This is a genomic window from Bacillus sp. 7_6_55CFAA_CT2, from assembly GCF_000238655.1.
GTDB lineage: Bacteria > Bacillota > Bacilli > Bacillales > Bacillaceae_G > Bacillus_A > Bacillus_A cereus.
Genome location: NZ_JH414709.1, coordinates 726,905 through 742,501, shown reverse-complemented (window position 1 = coordinate 742,501; position 15,597 = coordinate 726,905). Strand labels below are relative to the sequence as shown.

The following is a 15,597-nucleotide window of genomic DNA, read 5'->3' as shown; positions in this document are numbered from 1 at the left end:
ATATACTTATATAAAATAAATACTACCTCTTTTCACAAAATCCGTAAATTAAAAAAGGATGCTTTTATACAAAAGTATCCTTTTTCGTCCCTTATCTATTTAATATGAAATTTACTAAAAGTAAATCCTAGTTTCTCCACATAATCCATCCCTAATTCCATACGCGCCGTTTTCAACGGATCCACAACTTGGCAAACTTTTAAATTACCTGCTGCCGATAATAAAAGCGTTGCATCAGCTTTAGACATTGCTAATTCTTCATGTAAAAATGTCACCATATTACGTACAGCACGATTTGCTGCATCATCTAGCAATTTTTCTGAAGCAATCGTCATTACTTTTTCTTTTTGAATAGCCATTGGTAGTGGCCATTTTTTCCCTTTTATAATTTGAACTGTTACAGTTACCTCACCAGCAACCTCTACTCCACTAACCCCAATTTCACCATCCCCCATTGCTGCGTGTAAATCACCTAACGCTAATAGTGCTCCTGGGACATTAACTGGTAGTAGTAATGTTGTTCCTTCTTTAATTTCTTTACAGTCCATATTCCCGCCGTGATCATGCGGTGTGCCACATGAAATGCTCTCTTCTTTCGGTGCAATACCAATTACCCCAATCATTGGATTAATCGGGATTTGTAGTTCACTTGAAAACAAAACATGTTCATTATGTATTGGGACAATTTTCACTGTATTTTCATTTAACTCATTCCCTATTACACCAAGGTTTGCACCTGTAGTTAAAACGCCCTGCTCTGCAATTTTAATCTTTTCAATCGTTACGGCTAATATATCGCCAGGTTCTGCTCCTTTAACATATACAGGTCCAGTCGCTGGATTAATTCGGTTCCAATCTAATTCTTGAAACACAACATCTTCAGAATCGATTTGATTTTCAAAGCAATCATATGTTTCAAATACAAGACTGCTCCCAATTTCCACTTCCATACAAGGCTTATTTTCTGGTGACATTGAGTAAATGATATGGTCTTTATGAATTCGATACATAATACCTCTCCCTTTTATATTTATCTACTATTACTAATTAGCTCTTTTTATACAAGCTCCTCTTAAAATTAAATGTTATTTTTATGTAAAAAAGCACGCAGATTGTTTTATAACATACACTCTTTACTATAACAGAAAGGTGGTATCACTATGCCCCTTATTCCATACAACGAAAGTGATGTTGATTTACTAGCTCGTTTAATTCGTGCTGAAGCTGAAGGCGAAGGTCGCCAAGGTGAGGAGTTAGTTGGATGCGTTGTAGTAAACCGTGTATTTTGTGATTGCTTAGATTTTAAACAACTCCGTACCGTACGCGACGCTGTATATCAAAGCCCCGGCGGATTTGAAGCAGTACAATATGGATATTTTTATCAACGCGCTCGTGAATCAGAAAAAGAAATCGCACGAAAAGTTTTACAAGGTCAATGGCGCTGGCCTGCACGATGGGCTCTTTGGTATTTCCGTCCAGTTGGAGCTTGTCCACCTGAATGGTATAATCAGCCATTTGTAGGACAGTTTAAAAGCCATTGTTTTTATGAACCAAGTGGTGATGAATGTCCGAAAATGTATTCACGATAGTAAAATTTGCAACGCAAGTACTTAGAAATTTTGGTACTTGCGTTGCTTTTAACTGTGTTTTAGAAATCTAATAGTGTGATGAATTTTTCTATGCCTACTACATGTATTAATAATGGTATACGAGGACCATTTGATTGATTCATAATGAGCTTATATATAATAGTGAATAATTGTTTTTGATTTTCTTTCATTATTTTTTTATTTTCATGATGACAAATCGCATATAATTGCTCCATTAAGTTAGAGTAATCTTTATTAGAACGAAGTATTTTACAAACTTCTACTAGCCATTCTTTCTGCCTTTCATCTAATGTGTAGTAAAACTCTGCATTTTTCTCCTCATTTACCGCGATTAATTTTTCAGATTGAAAGTTTCTTATCCAATACTCTGCGCGATTACTTATCGCTCTCATTTCATCTAATGCATAGCTCCTATCTATTTTCTTTAATATCCCCTGTAAAATAGTTGAATCAAAATTTAATAATGGTAACGTTCCTGCTACTTGATTAAATTTCGGATATTCTTTAAACTCACTATCAACTCTAGAGATTTTAATTGCATCAAATAAATCTTCATTTTTGAGCGTTTTATTTTCATAACTATCTTTCAATCGCTCATACTCTGTATAATTACGAATCACATCTTCATCCAACCCAATATGAAAAGCAGCGCCTGGTTTGTATTTGGCAAACATAAAGAGAATTACTTCTGGTATATACACTTTCAATAAATCGCTTGGTGTAATGCTATTCCCTGAAGAACTAGACATTTTTTCTATGATTCCCTTTAATACCAATGAAATCGTAAGCAACGTAATGAGGCGCTTCACGATTGAATATTTTCCTTGCAATTTCTTTTGATACATTATAACTACCCGTTTCTGATGAATGATCTCTTCCACCCGGTTCAAAAATAACATCCTCTATCATCCATCTCATCGGCCAATCGATTTTCCAGTTTAGTTTCATTTTATTTGTATTTAATACGGATAATTCTTTTTCATTTCCGCATTCACATTCATACCGGACTGTTTTTAATACTTCATCAAAATGTGTAATAGTTGTTGTATCTTTTCCACACCTCTCACAATATAATGTAGCTGGATAAAAATTGTTTCGCTCTTCTTCACTACACTCTCCAGTTTTAAAATCCATTAAAATATCATATATTTCTTTTCGTTTATACAAAGCCTCTAAAATATTTTTGTTATACCTTCCACTTCTATATTCATCATGTTGATAAATAAATTCTACTTCAATTCCAAATGCTTGAAGCGATGTTTCAAACTCTTTTTCAAAATGCTCCGCATACGAGTTATGACATCCAGACGGATCTGGAATATCACAGTATGGCATACCAATATACTTTGCAAAAGATGGATCAATATTTTTTGGAACTTTTCTAAATCGATCATAATCATCCCACGAAAATATAAAACGAGTCTTTTTCCCTAAACCTTGAAGTGCTCTTACTACGAAATAAGTCGTTACGATTTCACGAAAGTTCCCAATATGAACAGAACCTGAAGGACTAATTCCAGATGCACAAACAAACGTTTCTTTATTTGGATGTTTCCTAATTAATTCATGTGCTACTTCATACGCCCAATGCATTTATTGCTCACCTCAATTATTTTTTGTTTTCGTATTCTCAGTTTTATGCAATAAAAAAACTCCCACCCCCAAGATTATTCATCTTGAGGACGAGAGTTGTTAGCTTCGCGGTACCACCTCAGTTTGTTAATATGTCACCATATTAACCTCTTCAGGTACGGCAAAATATGCTTATACCCTATCTCTATAACGGGAGAACCCGTCGCACCATCCCTAAATAAATTAGTTCCTTGCGCAGCTCCAAGTCTTTTTTCGTTAAGATGTATACCGCTCTTTCTCAGCTACCAGAGCTCTCTGTACGTATTCTTTCTTAACTACTCTTCTCTTCCATGCCATTTTAAATATTAGTTTTTTAATATGATAATTTATAACACTTTTATTGTCAAACTTTTCCGAATCAAAAACATATAATTACCTAAAAAAATTCTTTATCGCTTCTAATTGAATTTTATGACTACACTCATCACAACAATATGCCCCGTTTGGTTTTTCTTTAAATCGCTTATATTTTTCACTGCCTTCGTAAACACGAAATATATTCTTACAAGAAAAGCAAACAATCTCATAAAACATCATATGCATTTTCCTCTCCTTGGTTATACACTTTTTTAATCACTTGTGAGAAGGTCATTTTTCTACAGCATAAATTTTAATATCCTTTGACTAAAAGGTTTACCTCTATTCTTATCGAATTATATTAATATCTTATAACGCGAGGTGAACATCTTGTTCAGTAATATAGAATTAGTTTTAGATGCTAAAGCAAGTTTAGCTGAAGGACCATGTTGGAATGAAAAAAAGCAACTTTTATATTGGGTTGATATTATGGAGAGAAAATTATGCATATACAATCCTACCGCTAATACGAACCGAGTAATTGCACTCAATCAACAAATCGGCTGTGTTGTTCCATATTTAGAGGATGTACTACTCTTAGCTATGGAAAAAGGCTTTTATTCTATTAATATAAATACCGAAAAACTGACACATATTTTTGACCCTGAACCACATTTAATAGAAAATCGTTTCAATGATGGAAAATGTGATCCAGCTGGTCGTTTCTGGGCAGGTTCTACAGATACATACGGTATGAATGCTGCAGGTTCCTTGTATTGTTTACATCATAATTTAAGTGTAGAGAAAAAAGTTTCACATGTAAATACATCAAATGGAATTGCTTGGTCACCTGATCATACATACTTTTACTTTATAGATACACCTACTAAAAAAGTGGTTCGCTATCAATATAATATACGTACTGGAGACATTCATAATCCAATTGATGTAATCATTTTCTCTGAAAATGATGGTCTACCTGATGGTATGACAATTGACGAAGACGGCTGTTTATGGATTGCACATTGGGGAGGTTCAAAAATAACTAGATGGAATCCCTCTACTGGAGAAAAAATATTAAGCATTCCAATTCCAGCTTTATATGTAACATCATGTACATTTGGAGGACCTAATTTAACAGATTTATATATCACAACAGCCAGAACAAGAATGACAGATGACGAATTAAAAGAGTATCCACATGCTGGTGGTATTTTTCGAATTCAAACAAATATAAAAGGTTGTCCTACATATGAATTTTGCAATAAAAATATTGGGGCTGAAACAATATGAACCGTATCGAATACATAAGACAAGAAGAAAAGAAATATCACGACCTTTGCTATGAACAATATAAACTATTTGAAATTGGCTCTTGGCTGTACAAACCGGTTAAAACAGTTATGGACTTGATGGATCACTTTGAAGGACAAAACAACTTGCAAGTACTTGATCTTGGCTCTGGCATCGGTAGAAATAGCATTCCAATTGCACAAATAATAAAAAATTATAATGGCACTGTTACATGTGTTGATTTACTTGATTCCGCTTTAACAAAGCTACAAACTTATAGTAAAGAACATGATGTATTCGAGGTTATAAAAACAGAACAAACAGAAATTGAAAACTATCATATTGACTCTAACGCTTATGATTATATCGTTGCAGTATCAAGTTTAGAGCATGTTAAATCAAAAGAAGATTTTAAAAAAGTGCTCCATTCTATGAAACAAGGGACAAAAAACGGCGGTATTAATTGTTTAATTATTAACTCTAACATACAAGAAATTGTTTTAAAAACGAATGAAGAATTAGAAGCTTTAATTGAAATTAATCTCCCAACTGATGAAATGATACATCTATTAAAAAGTATTTATAAAGGATGGAAAGAAGTAAAAGTTGAAATAAAAGAATTAGCTTATAATATGGTTCGTAATGAAAGACACATTCAATTAAAAACAAATGCTATAACGTTTGTAGTTCAGAAATAATCGTATAATAAAGATATGGTTATTTCTCTCAGATTTATTTTTATTGCACGAAATTTGCAAGTATAAATATTTATGAAACAAAAAAATAAAAGAGCACTTGTTTCCGCAAGTGCTCTTTTGGGGATTTTGAGATACCCTATTAACGAAAGTTAAGGTTACTTAAAGTTAATAGGTACTTCTATTATATGCTTGTCCTTTTTATTTGTGCATAATCAATATATAAACATCTTTAATAATTCTTAATAACTTTTAATTATAGTTCTCTCTTACATTTTATCGTTAAAAAATTAATTGGAGGTTTATTTGCCATGTTCTTATTTGGTTCATCAATTTCCGAAACTTGTACTAATCCATATTGATTAAAATCTTTTTTTATAGATTCAGAATCATAGAAGAACATTTTTACACCTTCCATTATCTCATAATAATCTTTATCCAACTGTTTTCCTTTTCCGTACATGGGAGCTTTTTTAGAAACAGTTGTAAAAACCATATATCCGCCTGGTTTTAACTGATTATAACAATCTTCAATAAAATTCTCTCTTTCCTGTCCATTCAACAAATGAAGAAGTGCATGACTAAATATCCCATCATACAGTTTATTATCAAAAGGCATTTCGTTTACTGAACCGTGATACATACTAACATCTTCTAGTCCGTTTTCTCTTGCTAAATCGATCGCTGTTTTCGAAATTTCAATACCTGTTACATTTATACCATTATCGATAAAAACCTTTGCATTTCTTCCATAACCAATACCCGGAACTAATATATCCTTAACGTTCTTTTCAATAAAAAAATCTTTTGTCAAAATTGCAGATTCTGTAGGTTCCAATCCCCACATCGTTTGTTTTTCAATAAAACTTGATTCCCAAAATTCCATTATGTTTCTATCTCCTTATTCTTATCTCATGTTTAATATCACATGAAAGACCTATTCATTTTAACGCTGCTTTTTTCACCACAGTCACTATAGCTCCATTGAATATAGCATATTAATAAGCCTATATCTAATTTAAAGATTGGCTGAATATCTATTCTAAATATTAACTTTTACATTTAGAAAAATAAAAAATGCCAATAATTCAATTGTATATTGGCATTTCACATAAGAAATTATCTTTTTATTTTGTGCTGATCTAATGTTTTTTCTAACATTTCTAAAGTTATCGGTTGAGCTTTCTCTATTAATTGATAACCAATACGTCCATTCGGCTCAGCTGTAACTTGCTGCAAAATCTTTAAATCATGTATTCCTTTTTCTCTTAATTGCATATAAAGTTGTTGTTCAGACATTTTTGCCTTCATCAAGTTCGCTTTAATAATCTCTCCATTTTCAACAATTACAAAGCTACTGCCATTTAGGAATTGTTCCGCCTCCCTTGATTTCAGTTCAAAGAAATGAATGATAAGAAGTACGCTTGCAAATATTACAGCTGCAAATATAGATGGGACTACATTCCTACTTAATACAGGCTCTACAATAATACGCGCAATTGATACTACTATGATGATTTCAGCTCTTGTCATTTGGCTAACAGATTTACTACCTGTCATTTTTAATGCAAGAATCCCAGTGAGAATTAAAATAATGCTTTCAACAATAATATGCATAATAGCCCAATCCTTTAATGGTAAATGTTATTAGCATTCTAGATGCACTTTAAACTTTTTGGTGAAAATTAAAACTTACATATATAGAAAATGGATCTATTTAGATCCATCTTTTTTCAATAAGAATTTGATGATCTATTTTCTATTGTCAAAAAAACAAAAGCACCCAAATGGATGCGTATAGATTAAACTTATTCATTATTACTTTCTCCACTTTGATCATCAACTGATTTCGAGTCTAACATGCTGCCTATATCAGGCGGTAAGGCTAGCTCTATACCAGCTACTGGTTGATTATCTTCATTAAACCATTGTTTCTTAAATTTACTCAATTCTTCATTTTTCTTATTTCCATCCATATTACCCCGCCTTTTATGTACGTGATATTAAATACTTTACTTAATATGTACATTGAGAAAGATAATATACGATTTGTACATAATGAAAGAGCAACAACCCGTTGTGCCTATTAAAAATTAACACGTACATGCTACTCCTCGTTTTATTATCATATTAATGACAAAATATATGTGAGCTACGTGACAAGTACGTTGTCATTTTATTCAAATGAGACAAATACTTTTAAAGGAGTAATTATTCCTTGACTTAATTCCTCAAAACATTTTTCAAGTGCAGTATAATGAATTTCATGTTGAAAAATCTCTTCTATCCATGGCGTCTGTTCTATTTGACTAAAAAACCAATCTGCATGTTTTTGGTAACCATATCCATCACTTGAACCAATGATTTTCAATTCTTTTCGATAAAAGTCGGCGGTTAATGTTAAGTCTTCTATATTACCATCAGAAAGAATACATATCGCTCTATTACTATTAATGGCCTTTTGTAATGTGTGAAACCCTCTATTTGTAGCAGAACATTCCAAACCGTAATTATATGTTTCTATTATTTGTTTTTCTGAATCAAAGAGGTTTTTCGCACCAAACTTCTTTGCAAATTCTCTTCTATTTTTATTAGGCTCAACAACATCCACATGCTTAACACCTACATAGTATTTTAAGAAATAACAAGCGAGTAAACCGATAACTCCCAGTAATAAGTACTTTTTCATCCTGTCGCGGGTCTAGCTTCAATACCCCTTTAGCAGCATCACACGAAAGAATAGATAATAAAGCAACTTTAGGTTTTATATAACTAGGTACTCGAATTACTTTATCTCCCTTAACTATTCCTATCGTTTCATGTCCATAAAAAGAAACTACTTTATCACCTACGTTTAAATTTGTTACTTTATTACCAACTTGAATTACTTCACCATAACTTTCATATCCAGTTTTTTTTGGATAGATAGGATTTGTATCTGTAACATCCGATTCTTTATACTGTGGTAACTCTGCTCCAATACTTATTGCACCTGCAATTGTTTTAACGATAATTTCATTATCCTGTATAGACTTAATTTTACATGTTTTCCACTTAAGACGTTTTGGTCCTTCTAAAACTAATTTATTTTGTTCCATTTATACCCCTCACATTTTATAAAATATATTCTCACTAAATTTCAAACAATGTATAATAGATTCATCTAAAATTAAGCTATAAAGTTGGCTAGCAACCAACAGTGATAATATGATAATTGAATTTGATGGATATGAAATAAATGAGTATGTTATTGGCCTTACCTGCTCTATACACGAAATAAGAACAATGTATTTACATGTTAAAAGTGAAGAATTATCTAACGAAGATCTTCTAAGCTTATTTTGTGTACGGTATCACTTTGAAAAATCCTCAAAATTACTACAAGAAGAAGTCCTAAGCGATGCTGTCATTGATTTAGATACAGACTATATTTATATCCCTAATAGATAACAATACACTAGATTTAAATGAGTAGAAATTACGATTCAGCTAAGTGTTTAATAAAATAAGTGAATGCCCAAATTAATGTCGCAAATTGAGTGACAAAATACATTGTCCATTCAAAACCAGTCAATTTTCTCTCTCGTTTCACTTTCTTTAAGTATCTGTAAAATATAAATGTACTTAAAAACATAAGTAATAATGATAATTGCTGTAAATCATCGACTATACGTACCCCCATAGACTCCATCACCCTCCCATTCAAAATAAATGCTATACTTTAAAGATATCATCTATTGGTAGTTTATTTCCATTTAAAACAATTATGTCCTAAACAAAAAGAGCACTCAACAATTGGGTGCTCTAAAAATTATTAACATAACACTTTTCTTCTACTTTTTATAACTCAGTTCTATCACTTTGGGTATATGATTGTTATCATATTTCCTTTTATAGAGGTAACGTCAGGAAAATACGAATATACAAAGTTAAGGAATTTTCATTACTTTATAACCATTTTTAAGTTATATTCAATAACCATGCTTTGACATTGTCTAGAGCATGGTTATTATTTAAACAAATATAAATCTGCTTAGTTGATTTTTTAGTTCATCAATTTATTGAATTCATTAACTGAAAGAAGTATTCAGGTTTGTGAGTTTTATTTAGGTTAAACCATGAATGTAATGTATCTGGTGCAAATACATCTAATTTTTTCAGTACTTCCATCGCAAATTCCAGAGGAGCTATTCCTGATGCAGTAACTAAGTTCGCATCAGATACCGCAGATCTCAACTCATAGAATTTTTCTCCTTTATAGTTAGGACATACCATTTTAGTGTATTCTAAATTATTAGTTGTATGCTTTCTAGTATCTAAGTATCCCCTATTTGCAAGGGCCTCAGTTGCACCACAAATTGCACCAACAATAGTACCAAACTTTAAAGCTTGGCCAACTCCTTCCAAGATAGGTTGATGAATCTCTTCACTCCAAGTAGTCCCTCCTGGTAAAATTAAAAGATCTTTACTCTCAAAAGTACATTCATCAAGGGAAATATCTGGTTTTATGCTCAGTCCCCCCATAGTAGTAATCATTTCTTTATTAGCTCCTACTGTAATTACTTTTAAAGGTACTAAATCTTTTTTAAAATATCTTCCTGAATTTAGTTCGGTAATTAAATATCCATATTCCCAGTCCGACATTGTATTAAATACATATAGAAAAACTTTTTTTGTTTGCATCCCATATCACTCCAATCACAATTGATATGGATATTATAATATAACTTCATGAAATTTTATTAATTCCGACAGAACTTCAATAAGTCTTTTCTTAAGACTTATTGGCTCAATAACTTTAATAGATTTATTGTACGGTAAAAGTAAATAAGGTACATATGTATGTATCATATCTTTTTCAAGAAGAAAAACTGCTTGATTTGAAGTTCGCACTTGTAAATAATGTCCTAAAAACCAATGTTGGCAAATATCATCCAATACACTTTTATCCCCACTAATAACCAAAGAAATAATCCCTTCCTTATCTTCTATAGTTGGAAGAAGATTTTTTATAAAAAAGTCACGTGCTGAAAAATTTTCTGGCCGGTTAAACTTATTTTCGGTTAGCATTAAATTTTCAATTCGATCTACCCTAAAACTACGGATATCATTCCTAAGATGACAAAATCCAATCACATACCACCTATTATTCCAATAGATAATTCTGTACGGATCGACCAATCTATAATTTAATTGCTTTTTCCCACTTTTATAATAAAGAATTTTTACTGAATACCCATCAGTTACGGCCTCCTCCAACTCCTTCAAAAAATGTTCCATAGAGGATGAACTAAATCGACTTATTACTTCTAGACTACTTAAATGTCGGTTTATCTTTGCTTCCTGCTCTTGATTTGAGTATTTACTTAGTTTTGAAATGGCCCTATTTAATGCTTCACCTCCATAATATCCGGCTTCTTCTGCAAAAACAGCAGCGTGAAATAGTGAAGTTTGCTCTTCAAAATCAAAAAAAAGAGGAGCCTCAATAAAATTGTTTAATAACGTGTATCCACCGTTATGTCCTGGTTCTGAAATTATAGGTACACCACTTGTTGAAATTGTATCAATATAACGATACACAGTCCTTATATTCATCTCTAACTTTTCTGAAATTTGTTTTGCAGTAATTTTTTTACCTGAGCGAAGCATCCATAGAATCGCTAACATATTATCAATTTTAGGCATGTAATTCCACCTCTCTATGGAATTTATCCCTTATTATATATTTCTGATTTTTAGTATAACTCATCAACTGTTCCTTTCCGATAGCTTTCTAAATAATGAGGCCCTAGACACATTTGTAATTTCACAAATTTGATTTACATTCATATCTACCTCTTCATAAAGCTTTACTGCATAATTCATTCCTGCATGATTTTTATAGTATTTCTTTAACCAACCTTTAAATTTTCCTTCTTTCTTATTCAGTTCAATACCTTTATGTTTCCACCTACGAATCAGATCACGTTCTAATTGGTTTATACCCGCCATAACCTTAATTAAGCATTGGTTTTAGGGATTATCTTCCAATAAATCGAGCCATGTATCTTTGAAGGATTATAATTATCATCCTTATTATAATATTTAGTTACAACAATAGCTTCAATTATTATAGCGATACACACAAACAAAAGAATTATTTTGCGTCTCACAACAAAGCTACTTATTCATTTTTTTCTTTTTTAAATTGGAAGGATATATGTTCCAATTGTTTGATTTCCTCTATTATTTTACGAATTCCTTCTTCAATCCTATCTTCCTTTACATTCGATACGTTTAACTTTAATAGTCTTTCTTTCGGAAAACCTCTCACATAATTTTTATCAATTGTATCAATACTTATTTGTTTTTCACTTAGTCTTTTGAAAAACATTTCTGAAATACTCGTTTTATGTAATTTTAAACAAGTATGAATTCCAATTGTATTATGCTTTTTATATGTGAATAAAAGTGGGTTTTCACTATGAGTTCTTTCTAGTGTTTCTGCTAATTTTTTAGATCTATTGTGATAGGAAGATTTAATTTTATTTTTATGACGTTCAAACATACCGCTCTTTATATAAATTTCTAAAGCCGCTTGAGAAATCATTGGACTATCAATATCTAGTATCTTTTTGTATGTATAGAACGCATTTGCAATGGATGGTGGGATGACTGCAACTCCAACCCGTAAACCAGGAAAAATAATCTTCGAATAACTTTTCAAATATATGACATGACTACAATTATCCAAGCTATATAACGGATCTGCTTTTGAATCAGTTTCTAAATCTGCTAAATAATCATCTTCCACTATAAATACATTGTATTTCTTAGCCAATAGTGCGATATTTTCTTTCTCATCTTTAGAATAAGAAGTTCCAAGCGGATGATGATATCTCGGTATCGTATAAAAGAATTTTATTTTTCCAGTTTGAAATATTTGCTCCAATTCATTCAAATCGATACCTTCATTCGTACGTTTAATACCGATTACAGGAACTTTATTTATTTCTAGATAATCAATATATAGATGATATGTTGGCTGTTCAATTAATACAGTTTCATTTCCATTCGGAAATGGTATAGAAGTTAATATAGCAAGCGCCTGCTGCACACCTGATGTTATAAAAATATTGTCTTCTTTCGTGAACACTTGATAATTTGCCAACTGTTTTTGAATGACTGGAATTAAAGATGGTAACCCTTTCGGTGTTCCGTATACGAACAAATCATTTTTATAAGTATCAATAGCCTTATTAATGCAATGCTGAAAATCTAAATATGGGAAAACATCTGGATCTGGTGCTGAAGAAGCGAAATCAATTATCTCGTTATTTTCTATGGTACTCCCAGATTTCTTAACAACGTAGTATCCACTTTGAGGGACAGAATATATAATGTGACGCTTTTCTAATTCATGAAGCGCACGTATAACTGTTGCCTTATTACATTCATATTGCGTAACGAGTGACCGTATAGACGGTAATTTCTTTCCTTCTTTTATATCTCCATTTTGAATCTTATTTTCAATGTCATTTAAAATATGTAAATACTTATACATATTACACCTCCTTCAGCAATTCTATATTTGATTCCATCGGTTTTCTATTCATATAGCATTCATTCCTCAATTAGTTAATTTTCCGATCATCTATATCGTAAATCCCAATAGCATATGAATCATTTTCAATCCATTTCTTTACTGCTTCTGTTTTAAGTACAACTTCAACTTCTTTTTCTATTTTCTGTCCAAGTTCTCTCGCCCCTACTTCATCATCGCTAATCTTAGTTTTTATATCAATGGTAACAGGTTGATTCTTTTTATAATTTATTTGCTGAATACCAAACCCTTCATATCCATTTTTTCTGAATACATCATCAAATATATGTCCAAAAACTTGATTCCATCTACTCTCTGCCTTTACAACTTCTCTATTTCTTTGAGTTATATTGATTTTATAAGACGTTACACCTTGTATCACCAATCTTTTATTAATATCATTTTTTATTTCGTTACTATCTTCGCTATCAGCAATCTCTAAATCTACTATCCTTTCTTTTTCATCTCTTATAGCAGCACTAAAAAAAGATTCCTCCTTTACCGCTGCTGTGGCAATATCCATCACTATAGAATCTTCACTTTTAGCATCTTCAATGTCATTCTCACAGGCACATAATAAAGCAAATGGAAATAAAAGTACAAGTAACTTCTTTCCCTTTCTCATGTAGCACCCCTCCAAACATTTTCATTTACGATAAACTTTTTACTTTGACATATAAATACCTTCTTTAATTATTAAATTTAACATTATTTCACATTTTCCCCACTTAACAAGGAAATTACAATTAATAAATAGAATATCTCTATGAATAAATAAAAAGTGAGGGATATATAATGCAACGTGTAAATACGATTGATATTAGTAATGTACTACAATTGGACAAAACTCTTTCGACTTTATTAAATAAAATGATTTCTTCAAAACTAGACCTTGAAAATTGGTTAAAAGAGCAGTCAAAAGTAATTTGGGACATCGAAGAACAATTAAGATCACATTACATCGCCTTTCAATGTAATACGGATGATGAAGAAATAAAGGATACTTTTGAACATGATCAACAATTTGTAAAGCCACTTTTAAAGCGGTACCAAAATTTATTGGATAATAAATATTTAGAGTCACCTTTTCGAATGGAATTAGATTCTAACGTATATGGTTTATTAGATACAAAAATAAAAAACGCTCAAAAGTTATTTTGTGAGGAAAATATTGAATTAGAAATAAAGGAAGACAAATTAATCACAGAGTACTTTGAAATCACTGGAGGATTAAGTGGAATTTGGGACGGAGAAGAAAAAACGATAACAGAATTACAATCCTATTTACAAGATTCGAATCGTGACACCCGTAAAAAGGCAAAAACCATTATTTCTGAAAAATTTTTATCTGTTGAAAAAGAACTCCAAAACATATTAAATCAATTAATTGAAATTCGCCATCAAAAAGCAAAAAATATTCAACTAGAGAATTATCGCGATTATATGTTCAAAAAATACGAGCGTTTTGATTATTCAGCGAAAGATTGCTATGAACTAGCTGAATCCATACGTAAGTATGTTGTGCCTCTTAAAGATAAAATATTGCTAGAGAAAAAAGATAAACTGCAAGTTGATACGCTTCGCCCGTGGGATGTATCAGCTGTAACTCCAGATCAAAAAGTACTTAAACCTATTGCAAATGAAAATGATTTAATTGAAAAGAGCACTCATATCTTTAATAAACTAGATGTTGAATTTTCAGCACTTTTAAACCGAATGTATAAACACAATTGTCTTGATTTAACAAGCCGCAAAGGAAAAGCAGCTGGTGGCTTTTGTGAGTACTTACCAGCTTCACAATTATCTTATATTTTTATGAACTTAAATTATACACAAGATGATATTGTCACTTTTATACATGAAATGGGTCATAGTATTCATAACGAACTCATAAAACCATTAAAATTACGACAGTATATAGAAATTCCAGCTGAAACAGCTGAGCTAGCCAGTATGACAATGGAGTTATTCTCGCTTAATTATTGGGATACCTTCTATACAGACAAAAAAGATTTAAAACAAGCAAAAATTAACTTCTTTAAAGATGTTATTTCATATTTACCTATTATGCTTATTGTCGATCAATTTCAACACTGGCTGTATGAAAATCCAAGTCATACTTCTGAAGAAAGAAATGAAAAATACTTACAACTTCAAAAACATTATCAGTCTAGCTTCATACATATTGATGGCTACGAAAACTGGATAGCAACGAGTTGGCTACCTGTACTCCATATTTTTGAAGTACCATTTTATTATATTGAATATGCGATCGCCCAACTTGGTGCATTACAAATGTATAAACAATATAAAGAGGATCCTAAGCAAGCGCTAGAAAATTATAAAAAGGCATTATCACTAGGAAGCTCACAATCTATAAAAGAAGTGTATGATGCAGCCGGTATTCGTTTTGATTTTTCTGGTGAAACAATTAAAGAACTAATGCTATTTGTAGAAAAAGAATTAGAATTACTTGAGCAATTATAAG

15 protein-coding genes, 3 pseudogenes and 1 other annotated feature are annotated in these 15,597 nt (G+C 31.4%); of the genes and pseudogenes, 5 read left to right on the top strand and 13 right to left on the bottom strand.

All coding sequences use genetic code 11. The annotated features are described in order from the left end of the window. Nucleotides 1-95: 95 nt before the first annotated feature. Nucleotides 96-1,010 carry an acetamidase/formamidase family protein gene (locus HMPREF1014_RS12720; RefSeq protein ID WP_000285663.1) on the bottom strand — a complete coding sequence of 305 codons (915 nt, stop codon included), beginning with the start codon at nt 1,008-1,010 and terminating at the stop codon, nt 96-98. Between the two features lie 150 nt (nt 1,011-1,160). Here HMPREF1014_RS12720 and HMPREF1014_RS12715 point away from each other — a divergent pair, with 150 nt between their 5' ends. After that, nucleotides 1,161-1,589, top strand: coding sequence for a cell wall hydrolase (locus HMPREF1014_RS12715; protein WP_001128402.1), 429 nt, complete (start codon nt 1,161-1,163; stop codon nt 1,587-1,589). A gap of 59 nt (nt 1,590-1,648) precedes the next feature. Here the strand turns inward: HMPREF1014_RS12715 and lysS are convergent. Further along, nucleotides 1,649-3,203 (bottom strand): annotated as a pseudogene (gene lysS / locus HMPREF1014_RS12710) (lysine--tRNA ligase). A gap of 82 nt (nt 3,204-3,285) precedes the next feature. Further along, nucleotides 3,286-3,542: a binding site (T-box leader), on the bottom strand. Nucleotides 3,543-3,614: 72 nt separating this feature from the next. Continuing rightward, complete coding sequence (locus tag HMPREF1014_RS12705) at nt 3,615-3,785, bottom strand: DUF2197 domain-containing protein (protein WP_000551047.1); 171 nt, start codon at nt 3,783-3,785, stop codon at nt 3,615-3,617. 144 nt (nt 3,786-3,929) lie between these two features. Between HMPREF1014_RS12705 and HMPREF1014_RS12700 the strand changes: the two genes are divergently transcribed. Both HMPREF1014_RS12700 and HMPREF1014_RS12695 read left to right on the top strand, forming a co-directional pair. After that, a complete protein-coding gene (locus tag HMPREF1014_RS12700; protein WP_000492418.1) occupies nt 3,930-4,832 on the top strand; it encodes an SMP-30/gluconolactonase/LRE family protein in 903 nt (300 codons plus the stop codon). After that, nucleotides 4,829-5,530 carry a class I SAM-dependent methyltransferase gene (locus HMPREF1014_RS12695; protein ID WP_001079539.1) on the top strand — a complete coding sequence of 234 codons (702 nt, stop codon included), beginning with the start codon at nt 4,829-4,831 and terminating at the stop codon, nt 5,528-5,530. Before HMPREF1014_RS12700 ends, HMPREF1014_RS12695 begins: the two co-directional genes overlap by 4 nt. Before the next feature lie 253 nt (nt 5,531-5,783). Here the strand turns inward: HMPREF1014_RS12695 and HMPREF1014_RS12690 are convergent, their stop codons facing one another. From HMPREF1014_RS12690 to HMPREF1014_RS12675, 4 genes and pseudogenes are all read right to left on the bottom strand, one after another. Continuing rightward, nucleotides 5,784-6,413, bottom strand: a complete 630-nt coding sequence (locus HMPREF1014_RS12690; protein ID WP_000397628.1) for a class I SAM-dependent methyltransferase — start codon at nt 6,411-6,413, stop codon at nt 5,784-5,786. 233 nt (nt 6,414-6,646) lie between these two features. Further along, nucleotides 6,647-7,144, bottom strand: coding sequence for a DUF421 domain-containing protein (locus HMPREF1014_RS12685; RefSeq protein ID WP_000547584.1), 498 nt, complete (start codon nt 7,142-7,144; stop codon nt 6,647-6,649). A 191-nt stretch (nt 7,145-7,335) separates the two neighbouring features. After that, nucleotides 7,336-7,503: a hypothetical protein gene (locus HMPREF1014_RS31570; protein ID WP_000348947.1), complete on the bottom strand. Its 168-nt coding sequence runs from the start codon at nt 7,501-7,503 to the stop codon at nt 7,336-7,338. Between the two features lie 200 nt (nt 7,504-7,703). Continuing rightward, a pseudogene (locus HMPREF1014_RS12675) lies at nt 7,704-8,625 on the bottom strand (zinc-dependent alcohol dehydrogenase). A 109-nt stretch (nt 8,626-8,734) separates the two neighbouring features. Here HMPREF1014_RS12675 and HMPREF1014_RS32110 point away from each other — a divergent pair. Continuing rightward, a complete protein-coding gene (locus tag HMPREF1014_RS32110; protein ID WP_009326972.1) occupies nt 8,735-8,977 on the top strand; it encodes a hypothetical protein in 243 nt (80 codons plus the stop codon). 28 nt (nt 8,978-9,005) lie between these two features. Here the strand turns inward: HMPREF1014_RS32110 and HMPREF1014_RS12665 are convergent, their stop codons facing one another. The 6 genes and pseudogenes from HMPREF1014_RS12665 to HMPREF1014_RS12640 form a co-directional block, all read right to left on the bottom strand. Further along, a complete protein-coding gene (locus HMPREF1014_RS12665; protein ID WP_000538966.1) occupies nt 9,006-9,209 on the bottom strand; it encodes a hypothetical protein in 204 nt (67 codons plus the stop codon). A gap of 371 nt (nt 9,210-9,580) precedes the next feature. Next, nucleotides 9,581-10,210, bottom strand: coding sequence for a type 1 glutamine amidotransferase family protein (locus tag HMPREF1014_RS12660; RefSeq protein ID WP_001193604.1), 630 nt, complete (start codon nt 10,208-10,210; stop codon nt 9,581-9,583). Between the two features lie 33 nt (nt 10,211-10,243). Further along, nucleotides 10,244-11,212, bottom strand: coding sequence for a helix-turn-helix transcriptional regulator (locus HMPREF1014_RS12655; protein WP_001124138.1), 969 nt, complete (start codon nt 11,210-11,212; stop codon nt 10,244-10,246). Between the two features lie 63 nt (nt 11,213-11,275). Further along, a pseudogene (locus HMPREF1014_RS12650) lies at nt 11,276-11,584 on the bottom strand (helix-turn-helix domain-containing protein); the annotation flags it as partial. 106 nt (nt 11,585-11,690) lie between these two features. Next, complete coding sequence (locus tag HMPREF1014_RS12645; RefSeq protein WP_000280108.1) at nt 11,691-13,070, bottom strand: aminotransferase-like domain-containing protein; 1,380 nt, start codon at nt 13,068-13,070, stop codon at nt 11,691-11,693. 70 nt (nt 13,071-13,140) lie between these two features. Next, nucleotides 13,141-13,734 carry a DUF4030 domain-containing protein gene (locus HMPREF1014_RS12640; RefSeq protein WP_001225391.1) on the bottom strand — a complete coding sequence of 198 codons (594 nt, stop codon included), beginning with the start codon at nt 13,732-13,734 and terminating at the stop codon, nt 13,141-13,143. Nucleotides 13,735-13,904: 170 nt separating this feature from the next. Between HMPREF1014_RS12640 and HMPREF1014_RS12635 the strand changes: the two genes are divergently transcribed. After that, nucleotides 13,905-15,596 carry a M3 family oligoendopeptidase gene (locus tag HMPREF1014_RS12635; RefSeq protein ID WP_001190011.1) on the top strand — a complete coding sequence of 564 codons (1,692 nt, stop codon included), beginning with the start codon at nt 13,905-13,907 and terminating at the stop codon, nt 15,594-15,596. The last annotated feature ends 1 nt before the right edge of the window (nt 15,597 follow it).

Excerpts from the sequence above, each read along its gene's own strand:
- HMPREF1014_RS12720 (WP_000285663.1), bottom strand. The coding sequence starts at position 1,010 with ATGTATCGAATTCATAAAGACCATATCATTTACTCAATGTCACCAGAA.
- HMPREF1014_RS12715 (WP_001128402.1), top strand. The coding sequence starts at position 1,161 with ATGCCCCTTATTCCATACAACGAAAGTGATGTTGATTTACTAGCTCGT.
- HMPREF1014_RS12705 (WP_000551047.1), bottom strand. The coding sequence starts at position 3,785 with ATGCATATGATGTTTTATGAGATTGTTTGCTTTTCTTGTAAGAATATA.
- HMPREF1014_RS12695 (WP_001079539.1), top strand. The coding sequence starts at position 4,829 with ATGAACCGTATCGAATACATAAGACAAGAAGAAAAGAAATATCACGAC.
- HMPREF1014_RS12690 (WP_000397628.1), bottom strand. The coding sequence starts at position 6,413 with ATGGAATTTTGGGAATCAAGTTTTATTGAAAAACAAACGATGTGGGGA.
- HMPREF1014_RS12685 (WP_000547584.1), bottom strand. The coding sequence starts at position 7,144 with ATGCATATTATTGTTGAAAGCATTATTTTAATTCTCACTGGGATTCTT.
- HMPREF1014_RS31570 (WP_000348947.1), bottom strand. The coding sequence starts at position 7,503 with ATGGATGGAAATAAGAAAAATGAAGAATTGAGTAAATTTAAGAAACAA.
- HMPREF1014_RS32110 (WP_009326972.1), top strand. The coding sequence starts at position 8,735 with ATGATAATTGAATTTGATGGATATGAAATAAATGAGTATGTTATTGGC.
- HMPREF1014_RS12665 (WP_000538966.1), bottom strand. The coding sequence starts at position 9,209 with ATGGGGGTACGTATAGTCGATGATTTACAGCAATTATCATTATTACTT.
- HMPREF1014_RS12660 (WP_001193604.1), bottom strand. The coding sequence starts at position 10,210 with ATGCAAACAAAAAAAGTTTTTCTATATGTATTTAATACAATGTCGGAC.
- HMPREF1014_RS12655 (WP_001124138.1), bottom strand. The coding sequence starts at position 11,212 with ATGCCTAAAATTGATAATATGTTAGCGATTCTATGGATGCTTCGCTCA.
- HMPREF1014_RS12645 (WP_000280108.1), bottom strand. The coding sequence starts at position 13,070 with ATGTATAAGTATTTACATATTTTAAATGACATTGAAAATAAGATTCAA.
- HMPREF1014_RS12640 (WP_001225391.1), bottom strand. The coding sequence starts at position 13,734 with ATGAGAAAGGGAAAGAAGTTACTTGTACTTTTATTTCCATTTGCTTTA.
- HMPREF1014_RS12635 (WP_001190011.1), top strand. The coding sequence starts at position 13,905 with ATGCAACGTGTAAATACGATTGATATTAGTAATGTACTACAATTGGAC.